Below are 22,059 nucleotides of genomic sequence, written 5' to 3' on the forward strand. Positions count from 1 at the left end.
TTTCACCTCTTGCACGATGGGGAGACCACACCATGAAGGTCGGCATTCAACTTCTTTTCCAGGGACGCCCCGGTACGTCTGACGAGACCGTCTACAAGCGCGAGCTTGCGATCACCCTGGCCGGCGAGGCGATGGGCTTCGACATGCTGCTGCCGGTCGAGCATCACTTCTTCGACTACGCGATGGTGCCCGACAACGCCCAGCTGCTGAGCTTCGTCGCCGCGCGCACCAAGACCATCCAGCTGATGCCGGCGGCGTTCATCCTGCCGTGGAACGACCCGCTGCGCGTTGTCGAGAAGGCGATCCTGCTCGATCACCTGTCGGAGGGGCGGGTGATCGTAGGCATGGGGCGCGGGCTGGCCAAACGCGAGTTCGATGCGCTGCGTGTTCCTTACAGCGAATCCCGCGCGCGGTTCGACCAGGCGGCCGAGATCATCATCCGCGGCCTGGAGACCGGAATCGTCGAGGGCAACAGCGAATTCTACCGCCAGCCGCGCATCGAGGTGCGCCCGCGGCCGTTCAAGAGCTTCAAGGACCGCATCTACATGGTCGGCATGTCGCCGCAGTCGGTCGAGACCGCCGGCAAGCTCGGCCTGGGCTGCATGAAGTTCTCCAATGCGCCCTGGCCGGCGGTGGCCGAGGACGTCAATCGGCACCGCGCGATCTACCGGGACAGCCAGCGCCGGTCGCCGCCGCCGGTCATCACGTCCGACCTGCTTTTCGTCGACAAGGACGTCCGCCGTGCCGAGGCCATCGCGCGCCAGTACATGGCCGGCTACTACGTCCAGGTCATGGAGCACTATGAGCTGCTGAGCGATAATTTCGCCAAGGCCGGCGGCGCCTATGCGTCCTATGCCGAGATTGCCGAGGCGCTGCGCAAGACCGACCAGCAGGCCGTGATCGACGCCTATATCGAGTGCAACTTGTGGGGCGATCCGGCGCGCATCATTGAAAAACTGCGCGAGCGCCGTGCCTTGATCGGGCCGTTCGATCTTGCCGTGTCGCCGGGATACGCGGGCATGCCCTACGACGACGCCGAGGCCTCGATGAAGCTGTTCGCCGACAAGGTCATGCCCGAGATCAAGGGCTGGTGAGGGCAGGGCGTACGATCACAGGAGCAGGACCATGCCATCAAAGGATCTGGCTTTCGCCCACAAGGGCGATGCGTTGACCGGCCATCTCGCCTGGGACGAACGGCGGCGTGAACCGCAGCCCGGGGTTCTCGTCATACACGAGGCGACGGGGCTGGGCGCGCATGCCCGGCAGCGCGCCGACCGGCTCGCCAGCGAGTTCGGCTATGTCGCCTACGCCATGGATCTTTTCGGCGAGACGCCGGCGGACCTCAACGCGATGATCGGCTGGATCCAGAAACTGCTGGCCGATCCCGACGACCTGCGACAACGTCTGAACGGTGCGCTTCAGGCGTTGGCGCGATTGCCGCAGGTCGATCCCACGCGGCTGGCCGCCATCGGCTACTGCTTCGGCGGCACGGCCGCCGTCGAACTGGCGCGCGACGGCGCCGATCTCAGGGCGGTGGTTGGCTTCCACGCCGGGCTTCAGGGTACGGCCGCCGCAACGGCTGCGACCGTCAAGGCCAAGATCCTGATCTGCAACGGCGCGCAGGACCCGTTCGTGACGCCGGAGATCCTGCAGGCGTTCAGCCGCGACATGACCGACGCCGGCATCGACTGGCAGATGAATCTCTACGGCCGGGCGCGGCACAGTTTCACCAACGTCGATGCCGCATCGTTCGGGTCCGATGCCTACGCCTACGATGCGGATGCCGATCGGCGCTCCTGGGCCGACATGGCGGCATTGTTCGATGAAACGCTGGCGTAGGGCAGCCCGAGATCGGCAGTAGCGCGCTTACCGGGCCGACGACCGGCGCAGGCGTTGGACGGTTTCATCGAGGGTCGAGAGAAAGCGCGAGCGGGCGCGCTGTGTCATCGGCTTGGGCCCGCCGGTGACCTCGCCCATGGCGCGCAGGGTCTCCATGAGATCACGACTCGCCAGGGCCATGCCGATCGATGATGCCGTGAAGGGCTCGCCGGTCGTGCCGATCACCGCGGCGCCGGCCTTCAGGCAGCGATCCGCGAGCTTGATATCGGCGGTCACCACGATGTCGCCGCTGCCGGCATGCGTGGCGATCCAGTCGTCGGCCGCGTCAAAACCGTCGCCGACAACGACCCGTTCGATGCGCGGGTCGCGCGGCACGGCGATGTAGGCGTTGGCGACCACGAAGACGCGCAGACCATACCGCTCGGCAACGCGATAGGCCTCAGCCTTCACCGGACAGGCGTCGGCGTCGATATAGATGGCGATGTTGGGCGATGTGGATACGTCACTCATCGCGGCATCATAGAGGCGATGCCGGTGGCGCGGCTACGGCATGCCGCCGCAGCCGCGCAGGGCGTTCACGGCCTGGCTTCGAGGATCATGTTGAACGGCGTTTCGGTGGCGCGGCGGATGCGGCTGAAGCCGGCGCCGCCGATGACCTCGCGCAGCCGCGATTCGCCGGCCTGCGCGCCCAGGGCTGTGCCGACTTCCTGTGACAGCGAGGTCGGCACGCAGATCATGGTCGATGCGGCGTAGAACAGCCGTCCGACCGGGTTCAGGTTCTGCTCCAATCGGTCGCCGGCCATCGGCTCGACGATCATCCAGGTGCCATCGGGCTTCAGCGACTGGCGGATATGGGCTGCCGCACCGGCCGGATCGCCCATGTCGTGCAGGCAGTCGAAACAGGTCACCAGGTCGAAATCGTTGCCGGGGAAATCCTTGGCCGTCGCCACCTCGAAGCGCGCGTTCGTCACGCCGTGGTTGCGGGCATGCGTGCGGGCGTCGTCGATCGATCCGGCGTGGAAGTCGTAGCCGACGAACTCGGCGTGGGGGAACGCCTTGGCCATCAGCACCGTCGACCAGCCGTGGCCACAGCCGACATCGGCGACCTTGCCGCCGCGATCCAGCCGCCCCGTCATGCCCTCCAGTGCCGGCAGCCAGGCTGCGACGAGGTTGTTGTGATAGCCGGGGCGGAAGAAGCGGGCGACGGCGCAGAACAGGCAGCCGGCCTGGTCACCCCAGGCGACGCCGTTACCGGTGCGGAAGGCGGCCTGCACCTTGGCCTGGTTTTCCAGGCTGGCGGCCACCACGTCGAAACCGCCGATCATGTAGACCGGGCTGTCCTCGACGGCGAACGCCATGGCCTGTTCCGGCGGCAGCGCGAATTTCTCGGTCACCGGATCGTAAGCGATGTAGTTCGAGGCCGCCTGGTGCGACAGCCACTCGCGCAGATAGCGCTCGTGCACCCCGGTATGCGCGGCCAGCTGGGCGCAGGACAGGGGGCCCTTGGCGTGCAGTGTGCGGTAAAGGCCCAGCGCATCGCCGATGCGCACGAGCGCGACGCTGGCGGCGCCGCCGAGATCGCCCAGCAGCTGGCCGACGAATTGGTTAAGCTTCGCTTCATCCAGCATGGATGATCTCCCGCGCTGAAGGTGTTCGTTCATCAGGTATGGACAGGTGCGACCCTACGCCGGGCAGTGCGTGCCCGCTTGGAGGCCACCTGGAGATCGGCTGGTCTTTTCCTTCGGGACAGCCCGATCAAAACCGGGTGGAGACGGGCGATGATCTACCGGTTCGGCGATTGCGTGGTCGACCGCCGGCAGCGGACGCTGCGGCGGGGCGGCGAGGCGGTCACGGTGGAGCCGCAGGTCTTCGACCTGCTGCTGGTACTGATCGAAAATCGCGAGCGTGTGGTGGGGCGCGACGAACTGATCGATGCGGTATGGGCGGGCCGCATCGTTTCGGAAGCCACTGTCGACAGCCGTATCAGCGCCGCCCGCCGCGCCATCGGCGACAGCGGCTCGGCTCAGGCCATGATCCGTACCCTGCCGCGCCGCGGCTTTCGCTTCGTGTCGATGGTGCTGGGCGAGGTGCCGCCCGTGGTCGCGGAAGAACCGGTGCTGGCGGTGCCGGACCTGCCGTCGATCGCGGTACTGCCGTTCGACAACCGGTCGGCCGACGCGCCGCTGGCGCTGCTGGGCGATACGCTGGTCGAGGACGTGACGGCGCTGCTGGCGCGGGTCGCGGGCTTCTTCGTGATCTCGGCGCGGTCGGCCGGCGTTTATCGCGAGCGCGCCGTGGACCTGCGGACCGTCGGGCGGGAGTTGGGTGTGCGCTATGTCGTCACCGGCAGCCTGCGGGCGGCCGGTGATCACGTGCGTGTTGCCGTGCAGCTCACGGATGCGACCAGCGGCGTGCAATGCTGGAGTGCGCCTTTCGACGTGGCTCGCGCTGCGATGGTCGACCTGCAAGCCGACGTGGCGCGCGCCGTGGTGCGCGCGCTGGAGCCGGAACTGACACGCGCCGAACTCGCCGTGATCCGCCGCCGCGGCTCCGGGGACCTCGATGCCTGGGCCTGCTTTCGCCAAGCCGTCGGTGTGCTGACGGTCGGCGGCTGGAACGAGGAGACGATCGCGCAGACGCGCACGCACCTGCGCTGCGCCATCGAGCGTGATCCGGGCTTCGGCCTGGCGCATGCCTATGCCGGCCTCGTGGTGGCGCTGGCGCAGGTGTTCGGCCTGCTGCCCGACAGCGACATGCTGCGCGGCGAGATCCGGCGCATGGCCATGACAGCGCTGGAACTCGATCCCGACAATCCCGAGGTCCTGGGCTATGCCGGCTGCGCGCTCGCCGATCTGGGCGACTATCGAGCCGCGTTCGACGTGATCGAGCGGGCGCTGGAGATTGATCCCAGCAACGCCCAGGCCTGGATGGTGCGCGGCGTCTGCCTCACCTACACGGAGCGCGTGTCCGACGGCATCGCCGATCTGCGCCGCGGCATGCGGCTCAGTCCACTCGACCGGCGCCTGGGCATGTGGGGCGCCCTGTTGGCCGGTTGCCTGCTGCGCGTGGGGCGCCTGACCGAAGCCCGCGACGAGGCTCGCTTGGCACAACGACGCGACAGGAGCCTCTACTTCGCCGCCCTGGTCGAGGCATTGGCCCTGCATCGCAGCGGCCGGGATGACGATGCCCGCACGGCCCTGGCGCAGGCGCGCCGCATGCGGCCGCGACTGGTGCTGAACCAGATGCAGGTCTATCTCGGCGCCGCCGCTGTCGAAGAACTTGCAGCGGTGGAACAGAGCGCGGTGCTGGTGCCTGTCAAGCTCGTGGCGGGCGGGTAGCGATGGGCGCGCCTCAAGCCCGGCCTTCGGGGGGCCGGACGATCAGGTCGGCCCGGTAAAGCGTCGAGACATCACGAACGGCAAGGGTACGGTGCCACTCCGTCGCCAATCCCAGTCTGTTGGGCTGCGCCGGCGGCATCGGGCCGAAATAGGCTTTGAGCCGGCTGCGCAAGGCGTCGGCGACCGGCGCGTCGTTGTCGCCGCCTTCGTCGACGGGGACGTAGAACGAGCGGACGTGCTCCGGCAGGGTTTGAGCCAGGCTCCAGAGCGCGGCGAACGGCATAGCGTCGAGGTCCGGTCGAGGTTCCTGGGTACGGATCCTCTCGACCTGGCGATAATGGGAGATCACGCGCCCGATTGTCTCCTGCGTGGTGAGTGTGCCGTCGACCCACAGGCGATAGATGCGCTCGATCGCCGGGTCGGGCTCATGCCCGTTGTCGCGACCGTCGGATACAGCCTGTCGCAGGGCCAGGAAACGCCGCGCCTTGTTCCCCATCGAGTCTCCTTGCCGAGAAGCGGCAGTATGACGCGCGAAAGTGGCCACCGTGTGATGATGACGACCGCCGCCGCGCATGCGTCCGTGCGGTGCCGACTATGCCAGCCAGCGCCGGACGTGTGCCTTGATGAAGGCGGCGTCCTCGGGGTTCTGAATCGGATTGCCGGCGCGATGGCCCCAGATGCTGGGGATGGGGCAGAGCTCGGCCTGGGCGAGGTGGGGCAACTCGGCCTCGTTGTCGGCGACGCGGAAATAGAGGTCGGTATTGCCGGGCATCAATAGCACGCGGGCGCGGATCGCCTTGAGCGCCGCCACCAGGTCGCCGCCGTAGAGCGGGTTGGCGCTGATGTCACCGGCGAACCAGCAGCGCAGCTGGGCGTAGTGGTCGGCGGCGGGCCGGCGCGCGAAACGTTCCTCCCAGTCGGTGCGCAGGAAGGTCTCGAGGTCGGGCGCGCCCAGCGCCGACAGGTGCAGGCCGGCGCGATAGAAGTCCTGGCTCAGCGCCCAGCCGGCGTAGATGCGGCCGAAGGCACGCAGCGCCGCCTGGGGTTGAGCCGAAAAGCGGCCGCCGCCCAGATGCTCCGGCGCGGCCTCCAGCGTCGCCAGCAGACTGGTGAGGAACACCCGGTTATGCACGGCGGTGCGCGCCGAGCCGCAGTTCACCACGATGCGCTCGACCGCGTCGGGGAACATCGCTGCCCAGTGATAGGCCTGCTGCGCCCCCATCGACCAGCCGTAGACACAGGCCAGCCGCTTGATGCCGAACCGCTCATGCAACAGGCGGTGCTGGGCCTGCACGTTGTCCCAGCCGGTGACGAGGTCGGGATAGCCTGGCGTGTTGGACGGGCTGGATGACAGGCCGTTGGCGAACATGTCGGGCTGGACGATGAACCAGCGGGTGGGATCGAGGATGCCGTCCGGCCCGATCAGCCACTGCAGGTCGGGATGCTGCCCGCCGTAGCTGGTGGGATAGAGCACCACGTTGTCGCGCGCCGGCGCCAGCGTGCCGTGCGTCTTGAAGCTGAGGAATGCGCCGGGCAGCGTGGCGCCCGACAGCGTCGTGACGTCGCCGAGGTCGAAGCGTCCGGTCTCCTGAGGCCAGGTCATGGGGCATCTGTGCTGGGATGGGTGGAAGATGGCAGCCAGTATGCGGCAGGCGATGCCGGCGATCCAGCGCGAGCATGTCAGAAGGGTTACATAGTTGTGCCGCGCCCTCCGGTGTGGAAGGCGCGGCATCATGATTTGCTTTTTTTCTCCCCCAAGCCGGGCGGCATAGTGACGACAAAGCGCCGGCCCGTCGTCACCCATTTGAGTGACAAGACTGCAAGAACTGCTGTATAGCTTTGCACGCGGATCGTGCAGGCATGGGGGTGCCTGCACCGGTGTTCAAGTCGCATCTGCAAGGGGGAAGCGGCAATGCATCCGCACGCCGAAGGAGCGCTGATCGGCGATCTGTACGACGCCGCATTGGGGCATCGTCCGTGGGACGACGTCGGGCCGGATCTGGTCCGGCTGGTCGGTGGACGAACACTGTTGCTGTCGGTGCACAGCCCGCTGGGCGAGGCCGTTGACCTGGTGACGACGCTGGGCATGGCGGCCGATGATCTGCAGCAGTACAGCGCATACTACGCCCAGCACGATATTTGGGCCCAATCGGCGATGCGCCAGGGACTGTTCGGGCAGCCGCTGACCGGCGACCAGCTGGTCGACTCCCACACGTTCGAGCGCAGCCTGTTCTACAACGAATTCCTGCGGCCCAAGGTCAACATCCACCATGTGGCGGGCTCGCTGATGGCGTTGGACAGCGGGGATTTCAGCGTCATCGGCATCCACCGGCCGCGTGATGGCGCCGCGTATGACCCGGCCGACATCCAGGCCCTGGGCCGCGTGCTGCCCCACCTGCAGCGGGCACTGGAAGTGCGGCAGAAGCTGCAGCATCCGGCCGCGCCCGATCGCTCGCTGCTGGCGGCGTTCGACTGGCTCAGCCTGGGTGTCGTGCTGCTCGGTGCGACCGGCAAGCTGATCCACGCCAACGCAAGCGGCAGCGCGATCCTGGCCCAGGGTGACGGCCTGATGCGCAGCGTGGCCGGGCTACGGGCCGCGCGCGGTGACGACGACAAGCGCCTGCAGGCGCTGTTGGCGGGCGCGCGGCAGACGACGCTCAACGGCGTCGGCGTCCATGGTGCCGGCGGTCACCTGTCGGTCAGCCGGCCGTCGGGCAAGCGGGCTTATGCGGTGACGGTGGCGCCGATGGGACGCAGCGTCGGCACGGGACGCGATTCGCCGGCGGTGCTGGTCTTCATTGCCGACCCGGATGCAACACCGGCGATCGACCCGGTGGCATTGGAGCAGCTTTTCGATTTCACACCGGCGGAAGCCCGGCTGGTGCTGGCGCTGGTCAGTGGCGTGCCGTTGCCGGCCTTCAGTCACCAGACAGGGCTGTCCTACAACACCGTTCGCACGCTACTGGCCCGCGCGATGACGCGCACCGAGACGAATTCCCAGCTGCAACTCGTGCGCCTGGTCCTGGGCGCGCTGGCCGGCTTCGCGACGTCCAGGCCTCCGCAGCAGGGCACCACCTAGGCGCCGCGAATTGGCTTTGGCCGCTGCGCCGGAATGGACCTGTCATTCCTGCCCGGATCGCCGAACAATCTGGGCCAGGGCTTGTTCGAAGCGAGGGCGTTGTGGAGCGTGACGTAGACCTGAATGCCGATGCAGAAGGCATCCGGCGCAATCTGAAGGCGGTGAACGCGCGGATCGAGGAAGTGTGCCGGCGCTGCGGGCGGCCGAGGGAAGACGTCCGGCTGCTGTTGGCGACCAAGACCGTACCGCCGGCGCGGATCCGCCTCGCCATCGAGGCCGGATGCACCCTGATCGGTGAAAACAAGGTCCAGGAGTTCCAGCAGAAACATGCCGCGCTGGCCGACGTCGCGGTCGAACGACACTTCATCGGGCATGTGCAGAGCAACAAGATCAACGACGTCCTGAAATACGTGACGTGCATCCAGTCGCTGGACCGTCTGGATCATGCCGAGAAACTGGATGCACGCCTGCAGCGCGAGGGACGCCGGCTCGACGTGCTGGTGCAGGTCAACACCTCGGACGAAGCCAGCAAGTTCGGCTTGGCGCCCGAGGCCGTCACCGGGTTCGTGCGTGACCTGGCGCGGTTCGAGTGTCTGAACATCCGCGGCCTGATGACCATCGGGCTGCTGTTCACGGAAGGCGAGCGGGCCCGTGACTGCCTGCGCCTGCTGCGCGGCCTTTTCGAACGCCTGAAGAGCGAGGCGATCGACGGTGTCGCAATGGATGTGCTGTCGATGGGCATGAGCCTCGACTTTGAGCAGGCCATCGAGGAGGGGTCGACACTGGTGCGTGTCGGCACCGCCGTCTTCGGCAAACGCCCGACCCCGGAAGGCTACTTCTGGTCTGAGAAAGATCGCTGATGGCGCCGCGGGACGGCGCGCCACGGAGTCCCCACCAGCAACGCCGATCACAAGGACTGAAAGGGCGCACGGTCGTGAGGATAGACGCTGGGGGCGCGCGACTCCGTCGCGCGTCTTCGTTTGGATCGGCACATGACGCGCCACGGAGTGGCGCGCCCACAGCGTGTGATCGAGCCGCCTTGGCCCGTTTCCTTTCAGGGTTACTGGGGTGACCTCCTCCTGATGGCCTCGGTTGGCACGCGACATCGAATGACGCACAGTGAGCCATGCCGACTGATCCGAACACCTTGCATCTTCTCAACGCCCGTCTCGCCGATGGCGGGTTATGGACCCTGAGCCTGCGCGATGGCGTGATCGCCGCTCGGGCGCCGGCAACCGGCGCGGCCACCGCCGGCGAGGCCAGCCTCGACCTCGCCGGATTGCTGGTGCTGCCGGCGCCTGTCGACGGCCATGTGCATCTCGACAAGACGCTGTGGGGCGGGCCGTGGTTGCCGCACGAGGCGGGCGCCTCCGTGCGCGAGCGCATCGAATGCGAACGCCGCCTGCGTCGCGATGCCCGGCCTGATGTGGCGGAGAGAGCGGAGATCCTGCTGCGCCGCTTGATGGCGGCCGGCACGACGGCACTGCGCACGCACGCCGACGTCGATGACGATATTGGTCTCGCCCATGTCGAGATGCTGCTGGGTCTGCGCGAGCGATTTGCGGCTGACGTCACCGTGCAGATCGTGGCGTTCCCGCAAAGTGGCGTGATGACCCGACCGGGCGTGGCGGTGCTGCTGGATGCCGCGGTCGCGGCGGGCGCCGACCTGGTGGGCGGTCTCGATCCGCGCGCCATCGACGGCGATGCATCGGGCCAGCTCGATGTCGTCTTCGCGATCGCCGAGCGCCGCGGGGTCGGGATCGACATCCACCTGCACGACGCCGATGCCGGCGGCAACGAACAGCTACGCGACATCGCCGCGCGGACGCAGGCGGCCGGTCTGGCCGGCCGCGTGACCGTCAGCCACGCCTTCAGTCTCGGCACACCCGACCGGCAGGATTTCGCGCGCACCGCCGACGCACTGGCCCAGGCCGGCGTGAGCATCCTGACCAGCGCGCCGGGGGCAGCGCCCATGCCGCCGGTCAAGCCGCTGCTGGACGCCGGCGTCAGCGTCTTCGCCGGATCGGACAACATCCGCGATACATGGTCGCCGCTGGGCAGTGGCGACATGCTGGACCGGGCCATGCTGGTCGCCTGGCGCCAAGGCTTCCGGCGTGATGACGACCTGGCGCTGGCCTATGACCTCTGTTCGCGCTTCGCGGCGAATGCGATGGGACTGCCATCACGCGGCCTGGAGGTCGGCGATCGTGCCGACCTGATCGTGCTGGACGCCGATTCCCTGGGTGACGCCGTCGCCCGGCGTCCGCCGCGCAAGCATGTCATCCGCGGCGGTCAGGTCATTCCCAGCCGGTAGAGCCAACCACGTCATCCCGAGTGCAGCGAGGGACTCTCGGCAACGACGCGCGATGCGTCAATCGCAGGAGATCCCTCGCTGCGCTCGGGATGACGTGGTTCGCTCGGGATGACAGCCCGCGCGACGTGCTACCGTGCCGGCATGATCTGGTGGTAGATGGCTTCGGCGACTCGCAGCAAGCGGTCCCGGTCGGTTTCAGCCGACACCGCATAGCCGAAGCCTTGATCGATCCAATAGAAGCTGGCGACGCGGCCCTCGCGCACGAAACGAAAGGCCGTCTCGCCGCTTTCGCCGACGCGGACATATAAGGTCAGGCGCACGCCACGGTCATCGTCATACATGAACTGGGCGGCGGGACCGTCGGCGGCGGGCAGGAGGCGGCCGCCCATCAGGCGGAAACCGATCGATCGCAGGTCGGGCACCGTGAGCGGCCGTCCCAGGCGCTTGGACAGCCACTGAACCATGTGCTCCTCGCGCGCCGCCTCGACCTCGACGGGGTGCGCGACCTCGACCACGAACGTACGGTGCGCCGCGATCGCATCCGCTGCCATCACGATGGCAGGCGCCGGCGCCACGAGATCCTTGCCGTACCAGCCGATCGCCACGCCGAGCACCAGCCACACCGCCGCGGCGGCGATGGCCGTGGATCGGCGCAGCATTCGCCGGCGCCGCTCTGCCCGCAGGTTGGCGATGCGCAAGCGCGCCGGAATGGGCTGGTCGATCTTGAACTGCAGCCGGCCGCGCAGGGCCTCGCGCTGCTGGCGGTAGGCGGCGACCCGCGCCGCGCTCTGGGGGTGCGCTGCAAGATGATCCTCTACCGTCTGACGGCGCTCCGGCGACAGTCGTCCGTCGACCAGAGCCTGGAGATCATCATCGCCAACGGGGCGGTCGTCGCCCGCAGTCATTTCACCCTCCGCAGCATGCCGGCGCGGCCGGTCTCAAGGTATTGCCGCAGACGCTCGCGCGCGCGGCTGAGGCGCGACATCACGGTTCCCACAGGCACGTCGAGCACGCGCGCCGCGTCCTGGTAGGACAGATCCTCGACGCTGACCAGCAACAGGACGGAGCGCTGCTCTTCCGGGAGCGCATCCAATCCTGCGAGCACGTCACGCACGACCATGCGGTCTTCCTGGGGCGCGGCGCTGGACGGCGGCACCGTCATGGCGTCGGTCGACACGTGGACGCCGCGCCGTGCCGTCTGGCGCAGGCCGCCGATGAAGTGGTTGCGCAGAATAGTGAACAGCCATGCCCGCAGATCGCCGTCGCGCCGACGCAAATGCCAGCGGCCGATGGCGCGCTCCAGGCAGTCCTGGACCAGGTCATCGGCCGCGTCATCGTCGCGCAGCAGCGCCCAGGCGTATCGGCGCAGCGCCGGCACGTGTGGTTCGATCAGGGCAGCGATATCATCCATCGCCGCCGGACCTTAGCGGACAATCATCGTCATGCGGCCACTATCGCGGCCTCAATTCGCGAGGTTCGGATCGACCTGCCAGATCTCGTCGACCAGCTGATCGCCACGGAAGAACATCACATAGCGCACCTTGACCGTGTTCTGGCCGGCGAAAACCACATTGGCGGTTACGGTCGCGCCCTTGGGATTGGCGCTCTCGGCAAGGTTGGTCACGCTCGCCTTCAACGCGCCTTGCGCCTTGCTGAACTTGCCCCAGAGTTCCTTGAGCTTTTCGGTGCCGGCGTACGTGCCGTCCAGCGGGCCGCCGACCCAGTGCAAAGTCGCGGTGCCCGTGTAGGCCGCCATGATCGCACCGACATCGCCCTTGGCGATCGCATCGATGTGGGCTTTGGCCCTGTCGGCCGCCGGACCGGCAAATGCCGGACCGGCCAGGAGCAGGGCGGCGACAGCGCACGCGGTGGCAAAGGCTGCTTTTTTCATGGAACGTCTCCCGGGTTTGATCGTGACAACACGCAAGGAGACGCCAAACCCCGGCGATTATTCCGCCAGCGTGCGGGAAGGCGATCACGACGACGTCACAGCGACTTGATCAGGCGCCCGGAATAGCCCGGGTCGCTGGACGTCTTCCACATCCGCCCATCGGATCGAAGAGGAAAAGGATTGTGCGATTTTTCCAGAAGCTGGCATGGGGTCCTGCCATTGCTATCGGCATGGCCGGCGCCGCCGTTGCACAGGACAGGCACGGTGGACATGAGCATGGGCGGGCGCCGCCGCTGGTAATCAGTTCCGACGTGCCGTTCGACACGCTGATGGCGCAGGCCATGGACCGCATGCATGCCGACATGGCGGCTGCTCGGCCGTCCGGCGATCCCGATCGCGATTTTCTGGCCATGATGATCCCGCATCACCAGGGTGCGGTGGACATGGCGAAGATCGTGCTGCTGCACACCAAGGATCCGCGCATCCGCAATCTCGCGCAGTCGATCATCACCGAACAGCAATACGAGATCGGCCTGATGCGCAACATGCTGGGTGCCAACGCGCCTATTCCCCCGACCGTGAAGTAGGAGACAGCGCATGAGAGGCTTTCTGATGGTGCTGGCCGCCATGGGTGTCAGCACGGCTGCTCTCGCGACTCCCGGCGCGCAGGATCGGGTCTACACCGCCGATCAGAACAGCAACACCGTCTCCGTGATCGATCCGGTGAGCAACACGCTGTTGGGCCAGATCCGGCTCGGCAATCCGCGGCCCGATGTGCTCAGTCCGCTCTACAAGGGCGAGGTCAATGTGCATGGTCTCGGCTTCTCGCCTGATCACAAGACGCTGATCGCCATTTCGACAGTCACCAACTCGGCGACCTTCATCGACACGACGACGAATGCGGTGAAGGGCATCGCCTATGTCGGCCGCAATCCGCACGAGGGCTTCTTCACGCCCAACGGCAAGGAAGCGTGGGTCGTCGTGCGCGGCGAGGATTATCTCGCGGTCATCGATCCCGTGACGTTCAAGGAGACGGCCCGCATCAAGACCACCAGCGGCCCCGGCATGGTGATCTTCTCCAAGGACGGCAAGCGCGCGTTCCTCGCCAACAGCTTCAACCCGGTGGTCGAGGTGATCGACGTCGCCCAGCGCAAGGTGATCAAGAAAATCCCGGTGGTGTCGCCGTTCTCGCCCTTCATCCAGATCACGCCGGACGGCAAGGAGGTGTGGTCGACCCACAAGGACGTGGGCAAGGTCACGCGCATCGACACGACCACGCTCGAGGTGAGGGGCGTGATCGATACCGGCTTCATCACCAACCACCTGGCGTTTGCCGCAAGCGGCGGCAGGACCCTGGCCTACGTCACCGTCGGGGGCGAGAACGCCGTGAAGATCTTCACCACGGATGCCACGGCGCAGTTGGTCAAGACCGTTCCGGTCGGCGCGCTGCCGCATGGGATCTGGGCGTCTGGGGATGGCAGCCGGGTTTATGTCGGCCTGGAGAACGGCGATGCGGTCGACGTCATCGACACGGCGACGAGCGACGTGGTCGGCCACATTCCGATCGGCCAGGCGCCGCAGGCCCTGGTCTATGTTGCGCATGCCGTCGGGCAGGGCGATGGCCGTGCCAACCTCGCGCCGCTGCCGGCGTCGCCGCCGACCGTCAACATTGCGCTCAAGGCATCACAGGGCGGTGGCGGACGCGGTTTTGTCGTGGCCCGCAACCTCGGTCTTGTCGACATGCTGGAGACGAACGTCTTCGGCTTGAAGCCCGACACGGTCTACCGCGTCTTCCTGGAAGGCCGTGATGCGCCGGTGGCGGCGTTGAAGACCAACGCCAAGGGCATGGGCACGGTGGCCGCCATCGGCCCGCTGCGCGACATCACGCCTGGTACGAAACAGGGCAACGCCCAGACCGCAATCCTGGTCGTCGAGGGCGACGCGGCACCGTCACCGACGGCGGCAGTGCTGACCGGCCGCTAGTATCTGGAATCGTGGGTCACTGATACAGCTGTCATCCCGAGCGTAGCGAGGGATCTAGGCGCCGTTCCTAGATCCCTCGCTACGCTCGGGATGACAAGTCGCGACTCACATTCGAGCTGAGCATCGGCGCGCTGCGCGTATGACCGACGCTGGTTGTGGATCGCCGATATCATCCGAACGGATGATGCGTGGTATAAAGTGAGGAGCATGTTGGCTGCACGCTTCCTGCCATGGAGACGCAGATGGCCCTTGCCACGCCAGCCGAAGCCGCCGCGATCAAGAACCGAATCGGTGCGATCCTGATGTCGCCATCCTGCCAGACGATCGACTTCTGGCTCGACGGACATCACATCGATGGCTCGGCATTCAGCTATGTCGCGCTGGCCCTGAGGTCGATGACGATCGATATAGAGCCAAATCCCCCTCCAAACGTCGCCGCCGGCTACAATCCATACTCGAATACGTTCCGGTTCAAGTCGGTGAATGTCGGCACCACCCTGAGGGAACGGGTGTCTATCGTCCACGAGAGCACGCATGCGATGATCGACGCCAAGGGGAAACAGGCCACGGCATCGGGCGCGTCTCCGCGCGATGTGTCGAACGAGGCGTGCGCCTATGTGGCGGGCATGTTCTACTACGTTCTGGAGAGTGCGGGGCTGACGGGCATGCCTGTGCCGCCAATGTGGGCGGCGAGCGTGCCGGTCCATCGCACCGCCTTTCTCATCGCGTCCACGATGCGCGGTCGACTCGGGCAACGTGTCAGCGTCAACGACGCGAATGCCATGCGTACGGCCATTCTCAACGACTCGGTCTATGCCGACCTCAGGGCGGATCCCGACCGGCAGACGCCGAACGACGGATTGCCGCTCTGATCGCGAACCACCCAGCCCGTCAAGCGCGCGGCAACTGCTTGGTCACGCAGTGGATGCCGCCGCCGCCGGCGGCGATCGGGTCGATGTCCAGTTGCTCCACCTTGCGTCCCGGATAGAGCCGCGCCAGCAGACTCAGGCAGTATCCGTCCGCCGCGGTGTCGCCGAATTGTGGCGCGATCACCGCGCCGTTGACCGGCAGGTAGTTGATGTAGCCCGCAGCGAAATCCGGGTTGTCCTCGGTGTAGTGATTGCTGCGCAGCTTCAGTGGCGGCGGCAGCGTGTGGACCTCCAGGTGGCGGCCGTCGGCGTCGGTGGCACTCTTCAGGATATCCAGGTGCTGGCGGGTCAGCGCGTAGTCATAGGATTGCGGGTCGTTGTCGAGGTTGGCGATCACGACACCCGGGCGCACGAAACGGGCATAGAAGTCGACATGGGCGTCGGTGATGTCCTTGTCGCGGATGCCCGGCAGCCAGATGATCTTGCGCAGGCCGAGGCGCCGCTTCAGTTCGGTCTCGATCTGCGTCTTGCCCAGCCCCGGATTGCGATTGGCATTGATCCAGCAGCTTTCAGTGAGGATGGCCGTGCCGTGGCCATCCACTTCGATACCGCCGCCTTCGCCGGTCAGCGAACTCGCGATGTAGTCCGCCTTCAGCTCATCGCTCAGGATTCTGGCGACGCGCGTGTCGTTGCCGGCGCGCTGCTTGCCGCCCCAGCCGTTGAAATTGAGATCCACCACGCCGAGGTCGCCGGTGTCATCGACCACGAAGCAGCCGCCATAGTCACGCACCCAGATGTCGTCCAGGGCCAGCGGCAGGAAGTCGATATTGGCGCCGCCGCAGTCGCGCTGTGCCTGGTCCTCCTGGCTGGGCCGGCAGAGCACGGTCACCGGCTGGTAGCGGGCGATGGTCCTGGCGAGCCGGCCGACAGTGGCATTGACCGGGGCGACCCAATCTTTCCAGACGGCACGAGAGGCTGCATAGGACACGAACACGCGCTCCTGCGGCAGGTGCTCGTCGGGCATGTGCCAGCGCCCGACGGCGCGGGCGTCAGCAGCGCTGCCCAGGCCGACCACGGCGGCGGTGCCGAGGCGCTGGATGACGTGTCTGCGGGTCGGCATGAGGCGCCCGTTATCCTGCGCGCAGCAGGCCCTTCAGATAGGCCCAGTGCCAGCGGGCGTAGCCGTGCTGCACCACGCCCAGGCGGTCGCGCAGCGCGCGGTGGGCATCGGCCAGGCGGTGGAAGGGGATCGACGGGTAGAGGTGGTGCTCGGCGTGATAGCCCATGTTCCACATCAACAGCCGCACCAGCGGGTTGGTGAGCGTGGTGCGGGTGTTGATCAGGCCGTCGTCGGTCTCGCTGCAATCCGTATGTTCGGTCAGCAGGTAGAGGCGCAGCAGCGGTTGCGCCAGAAGCTGCGGCCCAACCCAGAACACCAGCGGCACCCACCAGGCGATCAGCACCGCCGAGGCCAACGCCAGTCCGACGACGAACACGCTCATCCATCGCGTGCTGGCCACGATGCGCTGCCGTGCGTGGTTGGCAATGAACGGGTAGGCGGCGAGATCGCCACGCCAGGCATCGGCGATCAGCGTGAGGCGCGCCCGCCAGTAGTTCAACGCCGCGATGCGTGCGAGGTAGCCGGCCAGCCCGGTCGGCGGCGGCGGTGTCAACTCGGGATCGCGGGCGGGATCCTGCGTGAAGCGATGATGCGCCAGGTGAAAGGCGCCATAGAAGTGCCAGTTCAGCAGGGATGGGCACCCCACCAGCCAGCCGACGACGACATTGGCGCGCCGGTTGGCGAATGCAGTGAGATGCATGGTCTCGTGCAGCGGCGCGAACAATGTCACCTGTGCGATGCCCAGCAGCAGCATTGCGGGCACGAGCAGCCAGCCCGACGCCTGTGTCACCAGCCAACCGCTGCCCGCCACCAGCGCCAGGTGCAGGCCGGTCTGCAGAGCCCCTTTGGCATCCGAACGCACCGACAACGCCCGCAGATCGGGGCCGGAAAGAAGGCGAGGTGTCGAAGCCGTCATGCGCGTGCTCGTCCCGCAAGGAAGGCGCCAGTATGGGACGGCGATGATCCACGGTCCAGGGCCAGCGGCACGCAGCTATTGAGTACCAGGCGTTCGTACGAGACAGTGCCGCAACGCATGAGAGGATCGGTGCGCTCGCCACGGCCCTGACGTTCGCAATGCTTCGATGACGGATACGGAACGACTGAAACGCGATGCCGAGGCCGCGCATCGCGCGGGCGAGGCTGCGGCGCGCGTTTATGACCGCGGCGCCTGGATCAAGCTGGCCATCCACTTCTTTGTCGTACCCTTCATTGTCGTCGTGTTCCGGCACCACCTGGCGCCGTGGAGCTATTGGGTTCTCGGTGCCCTCTATGTCCTGGTTGCCTGCGGGCTGCTCTATCTCGATCAGAAGGCGCGCACGGTACGCGATCTTGCCTTGGCGGCAGCCGAGCGGGCGCAACGTGACTACGATCAGGCGAGCAAACAGGCCTCAGGATCGGCGTGAGCGCCGGCTGATCACGACGGTTCGCCCTCCACGACGATCCAGGCGTCAGGAATGCGCGTGTTCTCGCTCGCCGCGAAGGCGCCGGGTGCGAAATCGCGCAGGCTCTCGATCAGCGCAATGACGCGGGCGCGGGAGTCCCAGAAATCCATCGTCTCGGAATCGGCCAGTGGTCCCGTCAAGTTGAGGCAGCCCACGCTCGACAGGTACAACGTCGGTGGACGGGCGGGGTGAATGAGGATGTCGTAGCGTTGCCCGGTGCCTTCCAACCGGATTCCCGGCATGGGAGAAGAGCCCGGAGGCTGCAGATCCGTTGCGTATCCGATGGACTGGTACACGTCGCCGAAGTGCGTATGGAGCGGGTATCCGCCGGCCTCGATCCTCTTGCCGTTGTCCGCCTGCTGGTTGTCGCCGGGACCCAGGCACTCGCACACCCAACCCGACAAGCCGGCGACGTCGTTTCCGTCCAGGAAGGTCTGGTACGTACCGTATGTTCGCGACTGAGCACCGCTGCGCTGGACGCGCTGTGCCTGCGGACGAGCAATTCCCATCCATTCCCTGAAATCGGCATGACGCTCCTTTGATCGTGCGGATGCCAGCGTAGCTCATATTTTACGCGGGGCTACACGGGGAAACGGAAGGCGGCCTCGACTCGGTATCTCACCTCCGTCACACAGATACTATGCACCACGTCTTCTAGCTGCTGCCGCGTGCGACATGAGGAAGGTTGCCAACGCTTCTACGATTTCCAGTAGTGAACCCGGCTTCATCGCGATGGCCTCGACAAATGAGGTCCATTGCTTTCGCTTCGCCGGATCCTCGGCGAAGTCGCGTGTCAGCGCGTCAGGTAAATCGGTTGGGATAGTCGTCTTGCGACGAGCAAAAGTTGCGGCGATAGCCTGGGCCAGTCGGTCCGAGTCGAACTCATATGAGCGCGACAGCATCCATATGTCGTAGAAATCTTTCATACGGCTGTTGTCGCGGCCGAGCATGACCATCGCCTGAAACTTTTCGGCTATGACTGTCTCTCGCGGGTAGGCGCGCAAACGCGGGGCCGGCAGGTCGAGCAGCACGGGCAGTTTCAGGTCGGCTATGCCGGGTTCAGTGGCGTCGCCAAAGCCAATGTCGATGACAACCTTGCTTCGCGCGCCGCCTATGCTGGCGATTGTTGTAATGCGAAGACCACCATATTCCAGTTCCTCGCGGATGCGATCAACCGCGAGCCTCTCAACGTCGAACACGACACCATCGTTGTTTTCGATGGCACAGATTTCCTGGAAAGCACGCAGCGCCGCCTCGGGATCGGAGTCGCCAAAGCCGAGGAAGTCGATATCGCGCGTCGGTCGAAAGGGCGTGTCAAACCACGCGGCCATCAAGGTGGCACCCTTGAGGATGAATCGCTCGCGATAGGAGGTTGTGCTGAGGCGAAACAGCAGCCGCTCCAGGGCATAACGCGTAAGAATCAGGTCAAAGGGCTGGTTGCGCTCTGTCGCAATTTTCAAGAGGCGTGCCCGTACCGACGCACCCATATCGCGGGGAGGTTCACGCATTGGCGGTCATCGCCTGCAGGTAGGGTTGGACAACCCTCCAGACACCCGCGTCCGTGGCAAATCTGGCGATTTCCGATGGCGTGGCCTTGCGCTGCCTCAGCGCAGCCCCGAGACCTTCAAGTGCAAGATTGAGGCCTGGGCTCCGCTGATAACGCCTTCCCGCGCTGGCGCGATACCGGAACATGTCCACGACGGTCTTGGCCGGATTGTAGACCCGTACCGTAACGCTTTCGATGCTGTGCGCCTCAACGCCTGCTCTGAGGACCTTATCGCCGAAGCGCACGAACTGTATCGGTGGATGTGTCGTGTTTGGCCGGCGGTCCTTGGGACCAATCGCCATCCATACCCGCGACGGGATCGTATCTGTGAGGTCGTGGAAAGCGAGCGCGGAGACGAGACAGATTGTGCCTATGGGCACGAGTTTACTGGCTTCCGCAAGCGAGTGGTTGGCATCAAGGGGAGCGTCGGGCAGCTGATAAAGGCCACGCCCAAGCTGAAGGACAAGGCCGTTCTCTTTCATGCGCGAAATCGTGGCCGCGGTTATCCCGACGCGGGTGAACTCGGAAAGGCGCGCCATACCTTGCCGCCGCAGCAGAGAGAGAGCTTGGTCCTGTTGAGAAGCCATCCCATAGAATGATATGAAACGTCGGATATAGCAAGATTATATCCGACGTTTCGTATCATCGAGTCATTCCCCGAAAGCGCAGCCTGTCGTAGCTGCGCAGCGGAGGGTGTCAGGCGTTGCCCAGTTCCACCGGCAGGGCCTCCAGGCCGCGCAGCGTGAAGGTGGGTCGCCGGGTCGGCGTGCCAGCCAGCGCCACATGCGGGAAACGAGCGAGCAGGGCGTGCAGGGCCACGTGACCTTCGACGCGCGCCAGGGTGGCGCCCAGGCAGTGATGGATGCCGCCGCCGAAGGCGACGTGGCGCCGTGCGTCGCGGGTGACGTCGAGCCGGTGCGGATCGGCGAACACCGCGGGGTCGCGGTTGGCGGCGCCCAGCACCATCATGATCTCGTCGCCGGCCCGCACGGGGTGGCCCAGCAGGTCGAGGTCTTCGGTGGCAATTCGCTGGGTCATCTGCACCGGGCCGTCGAAGCGCAGCAGTTCATCGATGGCATTGGCGATCAGATCAGGGCTGCGTCGCAGCAGCGCCAACTGGTCGGGCGCGCGCAGCAGGGCCAGCACGCCGTTGCCGATCAGGTTCACCGTGGTCTCGTGGCCGGCGATCAGCAGCAGCAGGGCGAGGTCGACGACCTCCTGCGGCGCGATGCGATCGCCATCCGCTTCGACCGCGACCAGGGCGGAGAGCAGGTCGTCGCCCGGCTGGCGGCGACGCAGCGCCAGCAGGTCCTCCAGGTACGCCATCAGCGCCCGCTCGGCCTCGGCGATGGCGGCATCGATCGCGGTCGAGCGCAGCACCGAAGGATCGAGCGAGCGTGCCACGCCGCGTGACCACGCCGTGAAGGCCGCCTGGTCGGCCGCTGGCACGCCCAGAAGGGCCGAGATCACCTGCACCGGCAGCGGATAGGCAAAAGCCTCGATCAGGTCGACCGGCGTGCCCGGTTCTCGTGCGGCGATGGCGTCCAGCAGGCGGGCGGCGATCGCTTCCGACGTCGGCCGCAGGTCCGCGATGCGCTTGGGCGTGAAGGCGCGCGCGACCAGGCCGCGCAGGCGCGTGTGATCGGGTGGATCCATGAACAGCAGACTGCGCGACTCCCAGGTCGGCTCGTCCTGCTTGGCCGCTTCGGTCGTGGCCCGTGTCTCGTTGGAGGAGAGCTTGGGGTGGCGCAGCAGGGTGGTGACGTCGCCGTGCCCCAGCGCGAACCAGATCGTGTCGGCCATGCGCAGCAGCCGGCCGCGGCCGCGATAGGTCTCGTAGAGGGGATACGGATCCTCGCGGAAGCCCGGCGACATGGCGGCCAGGAAGAACCGCTCGGCCTGGGTTGCCTCGGCCATGGGATGTCCAATCCGTGCAGTTCGATACATTGTTGTATCGAATTGATTCGTGCTATGTCCGGGCCACGATGTCAAGAGTACGCATCCGTCCGACCCGTGACGAAACCCGACAGAGGCTGTTCGAGGCCGCCGCCCAGGTCTTCGAGGAACGCGGCATCGGCGCCGCCAGTATCGACGCCATTGCGGCCGCCGCCGGCTTCACGCGCGGCGCGTTCTATTCGAACTTCGACAGCAAGGACGAGCTGATCATCGCCATGCTGGAGGACCACGTGGAGAGGTCCTTGCAACACCACCGCGACCTGCTGGCGCGCTACAGCAATGCCGCCGATTACATCGCCGCCCTGCGGTCCTCCGAGCGCAGCCGCCAGGATCCGCTGGGCCGCGCGCCGCTGTTGCACATGGAGCTGATCCTGTTCGCCGCCCGCGCCGAGCAGCGTCGGCCGGAGCTGGCCAAGCGCCTGCGTGCCCGCCGCGCGCTGGTCAGCGAGATCGTCGCCACCACCACGCGCGCGGCCGGCCGCAACATCGACGCCGCCTGGGCGGGCGCCCTGTTGCTGGCGCTGGAGGACGGCTTCCGCCTGCATCGCCTGATCGATCCGGACACGACACCCGCCGACAGTTTCCTGCGTGCCGTCAGCGAGCTGCAGCGCCTGGTGGGCCGTGACAAGACGGAAACGATCGACCCGTGATGACACGCTGGCGCCGCATGGGGCTGGTGCTG

The 22,059-nt window shown here is 66.4% G+C and carries 24 protein-coding genes; 11 read left to right on the plus strand and 13 right to left on the minus strand.

Annotated features, from left to right (window positions below; translation table 11 throughout):
* Nucleotides 1–32: 32 nt before the first annotated feature.
* Together FQU96_RS13590 and FQU96_RS13595 are read left to right on the plus strand one after the other, a co-directional pair.
* Nucleotides 33–1,094 carry an LLM class flavin-dependent oxidoreductase gene (locus FQU96_RS13590; RefSeq protein WP_146541812.1) on the plus strand — a complete coding sequence of 354 codons (1,062 nt, stop codon included), beginning with the start codon at nt 33–35 and terminating at the stop codon, nt 1,092–1,094.
* 31 nt (nt 1,095–1,125) lie between these two features.
* Nucleotides 1,126–1,839, plus strand: a complete 714-nt coding sequence (locus tag FQU96_RS13595; protein WP_146541813.1) for a dienelactone hydrolase family protein — start codon at nt 1,126–1,128, stop codon at nt 1,837–1,839.
* 27 nt (nt 1,840–1,866) lie between these two features.
* Here the strand turns inward: FQU96_RS13595 and FQU96_RS13600 are convergent, their stop codons facing one another.
* Both FQU96_RS13600 and FQU96_RS13605 read right to left on the minus strand, forming a co-directional pair.
* Nucleotides 1,867–2,349: a YaiI/YqxD family protein gene (locus FQU96_RS13600; RefSeq protein WP_146541814.1), complete on the minus strand. Its 483-nt coding sequence runs from the start codon at nt 2,347–2,349 to the stop codon at nt 1,867–1,869.
* 65 nt (nt 2,350–2,414) lie between these two features.
* Nucleotides 2,415–3,467: a class I SAM-dependent methyltransferase gene (locus FQU96_RS13605; RefSeq protein ID WP_370461367.1), complete on the minus strand. Its 1,053-nt coding sequence runs from the start codon at nt 3,465–3,467 to the stop codon at nt 2,415–2,417.
* 150 nt (nt 3,468–3,617) lie between these two features.
* Here FQU96_RS13605 and FQU96_RS13610 point away from each other — a divergent pair, with 150 nt between their 5' ends.
* Nucleotides 3,618–5,177 (plus strand): winged helix-turn-helix domain-containing protein, encoded by a 1,560-nt coding sequence (locus FQU96_RS13610; RefSeq protein ID WP_146541816.1) that lies wholly within the window; start codon nt 3,618–3,620, stop codon nt 5,175–5,177.
* Between the two features lie 13 nt (nt 5,178–5,190).
* Here FQU96_RS13610 and FQU96_RS13615 read toward each other — a convergent pair whose 3' ends face one another.
* Nucleotides 5,191–5,673: a hypothetical protein gene (locus FQU96_RS13615; protein ID WP_146541817.1), complete on the minus strand. Its 483-nt coding sequence runs from the start codon at nt 5,671–5,673 to the stop codon at nt 5,191–5,193.
* A 96-nt stretch (nt 5,674–5,769) separates the two neighbouring features.
* Nucleotides 5,770–6,780, minus strand: coding sequence for an alpha/beta fold hydrolase (locus FQU96_RS13620; protein WP_146541818.1), 1,011 nt, complete (start codon nt 6,778–6,780; stop codon nt 5,770–5,772).
* 309 nt (nt 6,781–7,089) lie between these two features.
* On the opposite strand from FQU96_RS13620, the gene FQU96_RS13625 reads away from it, so the two are divergent.
* The 3 genes from FQU96_RS13625 (at nt 7,090) to FQU96_RS13635 (ending at nt 10,570) form a co-directional block, all read left to right on the plus strand.
* Entirely contained in the window at nt 7,090–8,256 is a 1,167-nt protein-coding gene (locus FQU96_RS13625; RefSeq protein WP_146541819.1) for a hypothetical protein, read from the plus strand.
* A 101-nt stretch (nt 8,257–8,357) separates the two neighbouring features.
* Nucleotides 8,358–9,116, plus strand: a complete 759-nt coding sequence (locus FQU96_RS13630; RefSeq protein WP_218574714.1) for a YggS family pyridoxal phosphate-dependent enzyme — start codon at nt 8,358–8,360, stop codon at nt 9,114–9,116.
* 266 nt (nt 9,117–9,382) lie between these two features.
* Nucleotides 9,383–10,570, plus strand: coding sequence for an amidohydrolase (locus FQU96_RS13635; protein WP_146541820.1), 1,188 nt, complete (start codon nt 9,383–9,385; stop codon nt 10,568–10,570).
* Between the two features lie 128 nt (nt 10,571–10,698).
* Here FQU96_RS13635 and FQU96_RS13640 read toward each other — a convergent pair whose 3' ends face one another.
* The 3 genes from FQU96_RS13640 to FQU96_RS13650 are packed head-to-tail and all read right to left on the minus strand — an operon-like array spanning nt 10,699 to nt 12,461.
* On the minus strand, nt 10,699–11,475 hold the full coding sequence (locus FQU96_RS13640) for an anti-sigma factor (RefSeq protein WP_146541821.1): 777 nt from the start codon (nt 11,473–11,475) through the stop codon (nt 10,699–10,701).
* The gene (locus FQU96_RS13645) at nt 11,472–11,981 is read right to left on the minus strand and encodes an RNA polymerase sigma factor (RefSeq protein WP_146541822.1); all 510 of its coding nucleotides are present in this window, start codon (nt 11,979–11,981) and stop codon (nt 11,472–11,474) included. The genes FQU96_RS13640 and FQU96_RS13645 overlap by 4 nt, the downstream gene beginning before the upstream one ends.
* A 51-nt stretch (nt 11,982–12,032) precedes the next feature.
* Entirely contained in the window at nt 12,033–12,461 is a 429-nt protein-coding gene (locus FQU96_RS13650; RefSeq protein ID WP_146541823.1) for a nuclear transport factor 2 family protein, read from the minus strand.
* A 182-nt stretch (nt 12,462–12,643) separates the two neighbouring features.
* Here FQU96_RS13650 and FQU96_RS13655 point away from each other — a divergent pair, with 182 nt between their 5' ends.
* The 3 genes from FQU96_RS13655 to FQU96_RS13665 all read left to right on the plus strand — a co-directional run bounded on the left by FQU96_RS13655 (nt 12,644) and on the right by FQU96_RS13665 (nt 15,316).
* Complete coding sequence (locus FQU96_RS13655) at nt 12,644–13,048, plus strand: DUF305 domain-containing protein (RefSeq protein WP_255468037.1); 405 nt, start codon at nt 12,644–12,646, stop codon at nt 13,046–13,048.
* A gap of 10 nt (nt 13,049–13,058) precedes the next feature.
* Nucleotides 13,059–14,444 carry a hypothetical protein gene (locus FQU96_RS13660; protein ID WP_146541824.1) on the plus strand — a complete coding sequence of 462 codons (1,386 nt, stop codon included), beginning with the start codon at nt 13,059–13,061 and terminating at the stop codon, nt 14,442–14,444.
* 242 nt (nt 14,445–14,686) lie between these two features.
* Complete coding sequence (locus FQU96_RS13665) at nt 14,687–15,316, plus strand: hypothetical protein (RefSeq protein WP_146541825.1); 630 nt, start codon at nt 14,687–14,689, stop codon at nt 15,314–15,316.
* A 19-nt stretch (nt 15,317–15,335) separates the two neighbouring features.
* Here the strand turns inward: FQU96_RS13665 and FQU96_RS13670 are convergent, their stop codons facing one another.
* Both FQU96_RS13670 and FQU96_RS13675 read right to left on the minus strand, forming a co-directional pair.
* The gene (locus FQU96_RS13670) at nt 15,336–16,433 is read right to left on the minus strand and encodes an agmatine/peptidylarginine deiminase (RefSeq protein ID WP_146541826.1); all 1,098 of its coding nucleotides are present in this window, start codon (nt 16,431–16,433) and stop codon (nt 15,336–15,338) included.
* A 10-nt stretch (nt 16,434–16,443) separates the two neighbouring features.
* Nucleotides 16,444–17,349: a fatty acid desaturase gene (locus FQU96_RS13675; protein WP_146541827.1), complete on the minus strand. Its 906-nt coding sequence runs from the start codon at nt 17,347–17,349 to the stop codon at nt 16,444–16,446.
* Between the two features lie 166 nt (nt 17,350–17,515).
* On the opposite strand from FQU96_RS13675, the gene FQU96_RS13680 reads away from it, so the two are divergent.
* Entirely contained in the window at nt 17,516–17,836 is a 321-nt protein-coding gene (locus tag FQU96_RS13680) for a hypothetical protein (RefSeq protein ID WP_146541828.1), read from the plus strand.
* 11 nt (nt 17,837–17,847) lie between these two features.
* Here the strand turns inward: FQU96_RS13680 and FQU96_RS13685 are convergent, their stop codons facing one another.
* The 4 genes from FQU96_RS13685 to FQU96_RS13700 all read right to left on the minus strand — a co-directional run bounded on the left by FQU96_RS13685 (nt 17,848) and on the right by FQU96_RS13700 (nt 21,338).
* Nucleotides 17,848–18,384, minus strand: coding sequence for a hypothetical protein (locus FQU96_RS13685; protein ID WP_146541829.1), 537 nt, complete (start codon nt 18,382–18,384; stop codon nt 17,848–17,850).
* A 129-nt stretch (nt 18,385–18,513) separates the two neighbouring features.
* Complete coding sequence (locus FQU96_RS13690) at nt 18,514–19,383, minus strand: nucleotidyl transferase AbiEii/AbiGii toxin family protein (protein ID WP_146541830.1); 870 nt, start codon at nt 19,381–19,383, stop codon at nt 18,514–18,516.
* Nucleotides 19,376–20,008, minus strand: coding sequence for a type IV toxin-antitoxin system AbiEi family antitoxin domain-containing protein (locus tag FQU96_RS13695; RefSeq protein WP_146541831.1), 633 nt, complete (start codon nt 20,006–20,008; stop codon nt 19,376–19,378). The genes FQU96_RS13690 and FQU96_RS13695 overlap by 8 nt, the downstream gene beginning before the upstream one ends.
* 109 nt (nt 20,009–20,117) lie before the next feature.
* The gene (locus FQU96_RS13700) at nt 20,118–21,338 is read right to left on the minus strand and encodes a cytochrome P450 (RefSeq protein ID WP_178130494.1); all 1,221 of its coding nucleotides are present in this window, start codon (nt 21,336–21,338) and stop codon (nt 20,118–20,120) included.
* Nucleotides 21,339–21,406: 68 nt separating this feature from the next.
* On the opposite strand from FQU96_RS13700, the gene FQU96_RS13705 reads away from it, so the two are divergent.
* Nucleotides 21,407–22,027 (plus strand): TetR/AcrR family transcriptional regulator, encoded by a 621-nt coding sequence (locus FQU96_RS13705; RefSeq protein WP_146541833.1) that lies wholly within the window; start codon nt 21,407–21,409, stop codon nt 22,025–22,027.
* Nucleotides 22,028–22,059: the final 32 nt, after the last annotated feature.

This window comes from Reyranella sp. CPCC 100927 (genome assembly GCF_007859315.1).
GTDB lineage: Bacteria > Pseudomonadota > Alphaproteobacteria > Reyranellales > Reyranellaceae > Vineibacter.

What these genes read in the sequence shown, in the direction of transcription:
- FQU96_RS13700 (WP_178130494.1), bottom strand. Translation starts at nt 21,338, where the DNA reads ATGGCCGAGGCAACCCAGGCCGAGCGGTTCTTCCTGGCCGCCATGTCG.
- FQU96_RS13665 (WP_146541825.1), top strand. Translation starts at nt 14,687, where the DNA reads ATGGCCCTTGCCACGCCAGCCGAAGCCGCCGCGATCAAGAACCGAATC.
- FQU96_RS13660 (WP_146541824.1), top strand. Translation starts at nt 13,059, where the DNA reads ATGAGAGGCTTTCTGATGGTGCTGGCCGCCATGGGTGTCAGCACGGCT.
- FQU96_RS13605 (WP_370461367.1), bottom strand. Translation starts at nt 3,467, where the DNA reads ATGCTGGATGAAGCGAAGCTTAACCAATTCGTCGGCCAGCTGCTGGGC.
- FQU96_RS13590 (WP_146541812.1), top strand. Translation starts at nt 33, where the DNA reads ATGAAGGTCGGCATTCAACTTCTTTTCCAGGGACGCCCCGGTACGTCT.
- FQU96_RS13620 (WP_146541818.1), bottom strand. Translation starts at nt 6,780, where the DNA reads ATGACCTGGCCTCAGGAGACCGGACGCTTCGACCTCGGCGACGTCACG.
- FQU96_RS13695 (WP_146541831.1), bottom strand. Translation starts at nt 20,008, where the DNA reads ATGGCTTCTCAACAGGACCAAGCTCTCTCTCTGCTGCGGCGGCAAGGT.
- FQU96_RS13645 (WP_146541822.1), bottom strand. Translation starts at nt 11,981, where the DNA reads ATGGATGATATCGCTGCCCTGATCGAACCACACGTGCCGGCGCTGCGC.
- FQU96_RS13705 (WP_146541833.1), top strand. Translation starts at nt 21,407, where the DNA reads ATGTCAAGAGTACGCATCCGTCCGACCCGTGACGAAACCCGACAGAGG.
- FQU96_RS13670 (WP_146541826.1), bottom strand. Translation starts at nt 16,433, where the DNA reads ATGCCGACCCGCAGACACGTCATCCAGCGCCTCGGCACCGCCGCCGTG.
- FQU96_RS13675 (WP_146541827.1), bottom strand. Translation starts at nt 17,349, where the DNA reads ATGACGGCTTCGACACCTCGCCTTCTTTCCGGCCCCGATCTGCGGGCG.
- FQU96_RS13650 (WP_146541823.1), bottom strand. Translation starts at nt 12,461, where the DNA reads ATGAAAAAAGCAGCCTTTGCCACCGCGTGCGCTGTCGCCGCCCTGCTC.
- FQU96_RS13610 (WP_146541816.1), top strand. Translation starts at nt 3,618, where the DNA reads ATGATCTACCGGTTCGGCGATTGCGTGGTCGACCGCCGGCAGCGGACG.
- FQU96_RS13680 (WP_146541828.1), top strand. Translation starts at nt 17,516, where the DNA reads ATGACGGATACGGAACGACTGAAACGCGATGCCGAGGCCGCGCATCGC.
- FQU96_RS13600 (WP_146541814.1), bottom strand. Translation starts at nt 2,349, where the DNA reads ATGAGTGACGTATCCACATCGCCCAACATCGCCATCTATATCGACGCC.
- FQU96_RS13595 (WP_146541813.1), top strand. Translation starts at nt 1,126, where the DNA reads ATGCCATCAAAGGATCTGGCTTTCGCCCACAAGGGCGATGCGTTGACC.
- FQU96_RS13615 (WP_146541817.1), bottom strand. Translation starts at nt 5,673, where the DNA reads ATGGGGAACAAGGCGCGGCGTTTCCTGGCCCTGCGACAGGCTGTATCC.
- FQU96_RS13625 (WP_146541819.1), top strand. Translation starts at nt 7,090, where the DNA reads ATGCATCCGCACGCCGAAGGAGCGCTGATCGGCGATCTGTACGACGCC.
- FQU96_RS13685 (WP_146541829.1), bottom strand. Translation starts at nt 18,384, where the DNA reads ATGGGAATTGCTCGTCCGCAGGCACAGCGCGTCCAGCGCAGCGGTGCT.
- FQU96_RS13635 (WP_146541820.1), top strand. Translation starts at nt 9,383, where the DNA reads ATGCCGACTGATCCGAACACCTTGCATCTTCTCAACGCCCGTCTCGCC.
- FQU96_RS13640 (WP_146541821.1), bottom strand. Translation starts at nt 11,475, where the DNA reads ATGACTGCGGGCGACGACCGCCCCGTTGGCGATGATGATCTCCAGGCT.
- FQU96_RS13690 (WP_146541830.1), bottom strand. Translation starts at nt 19,383, where the DNA reads ATGCGTGAACCTCCCCGCGATATGGGTGCGTCGGTACGGGCACGCCTC.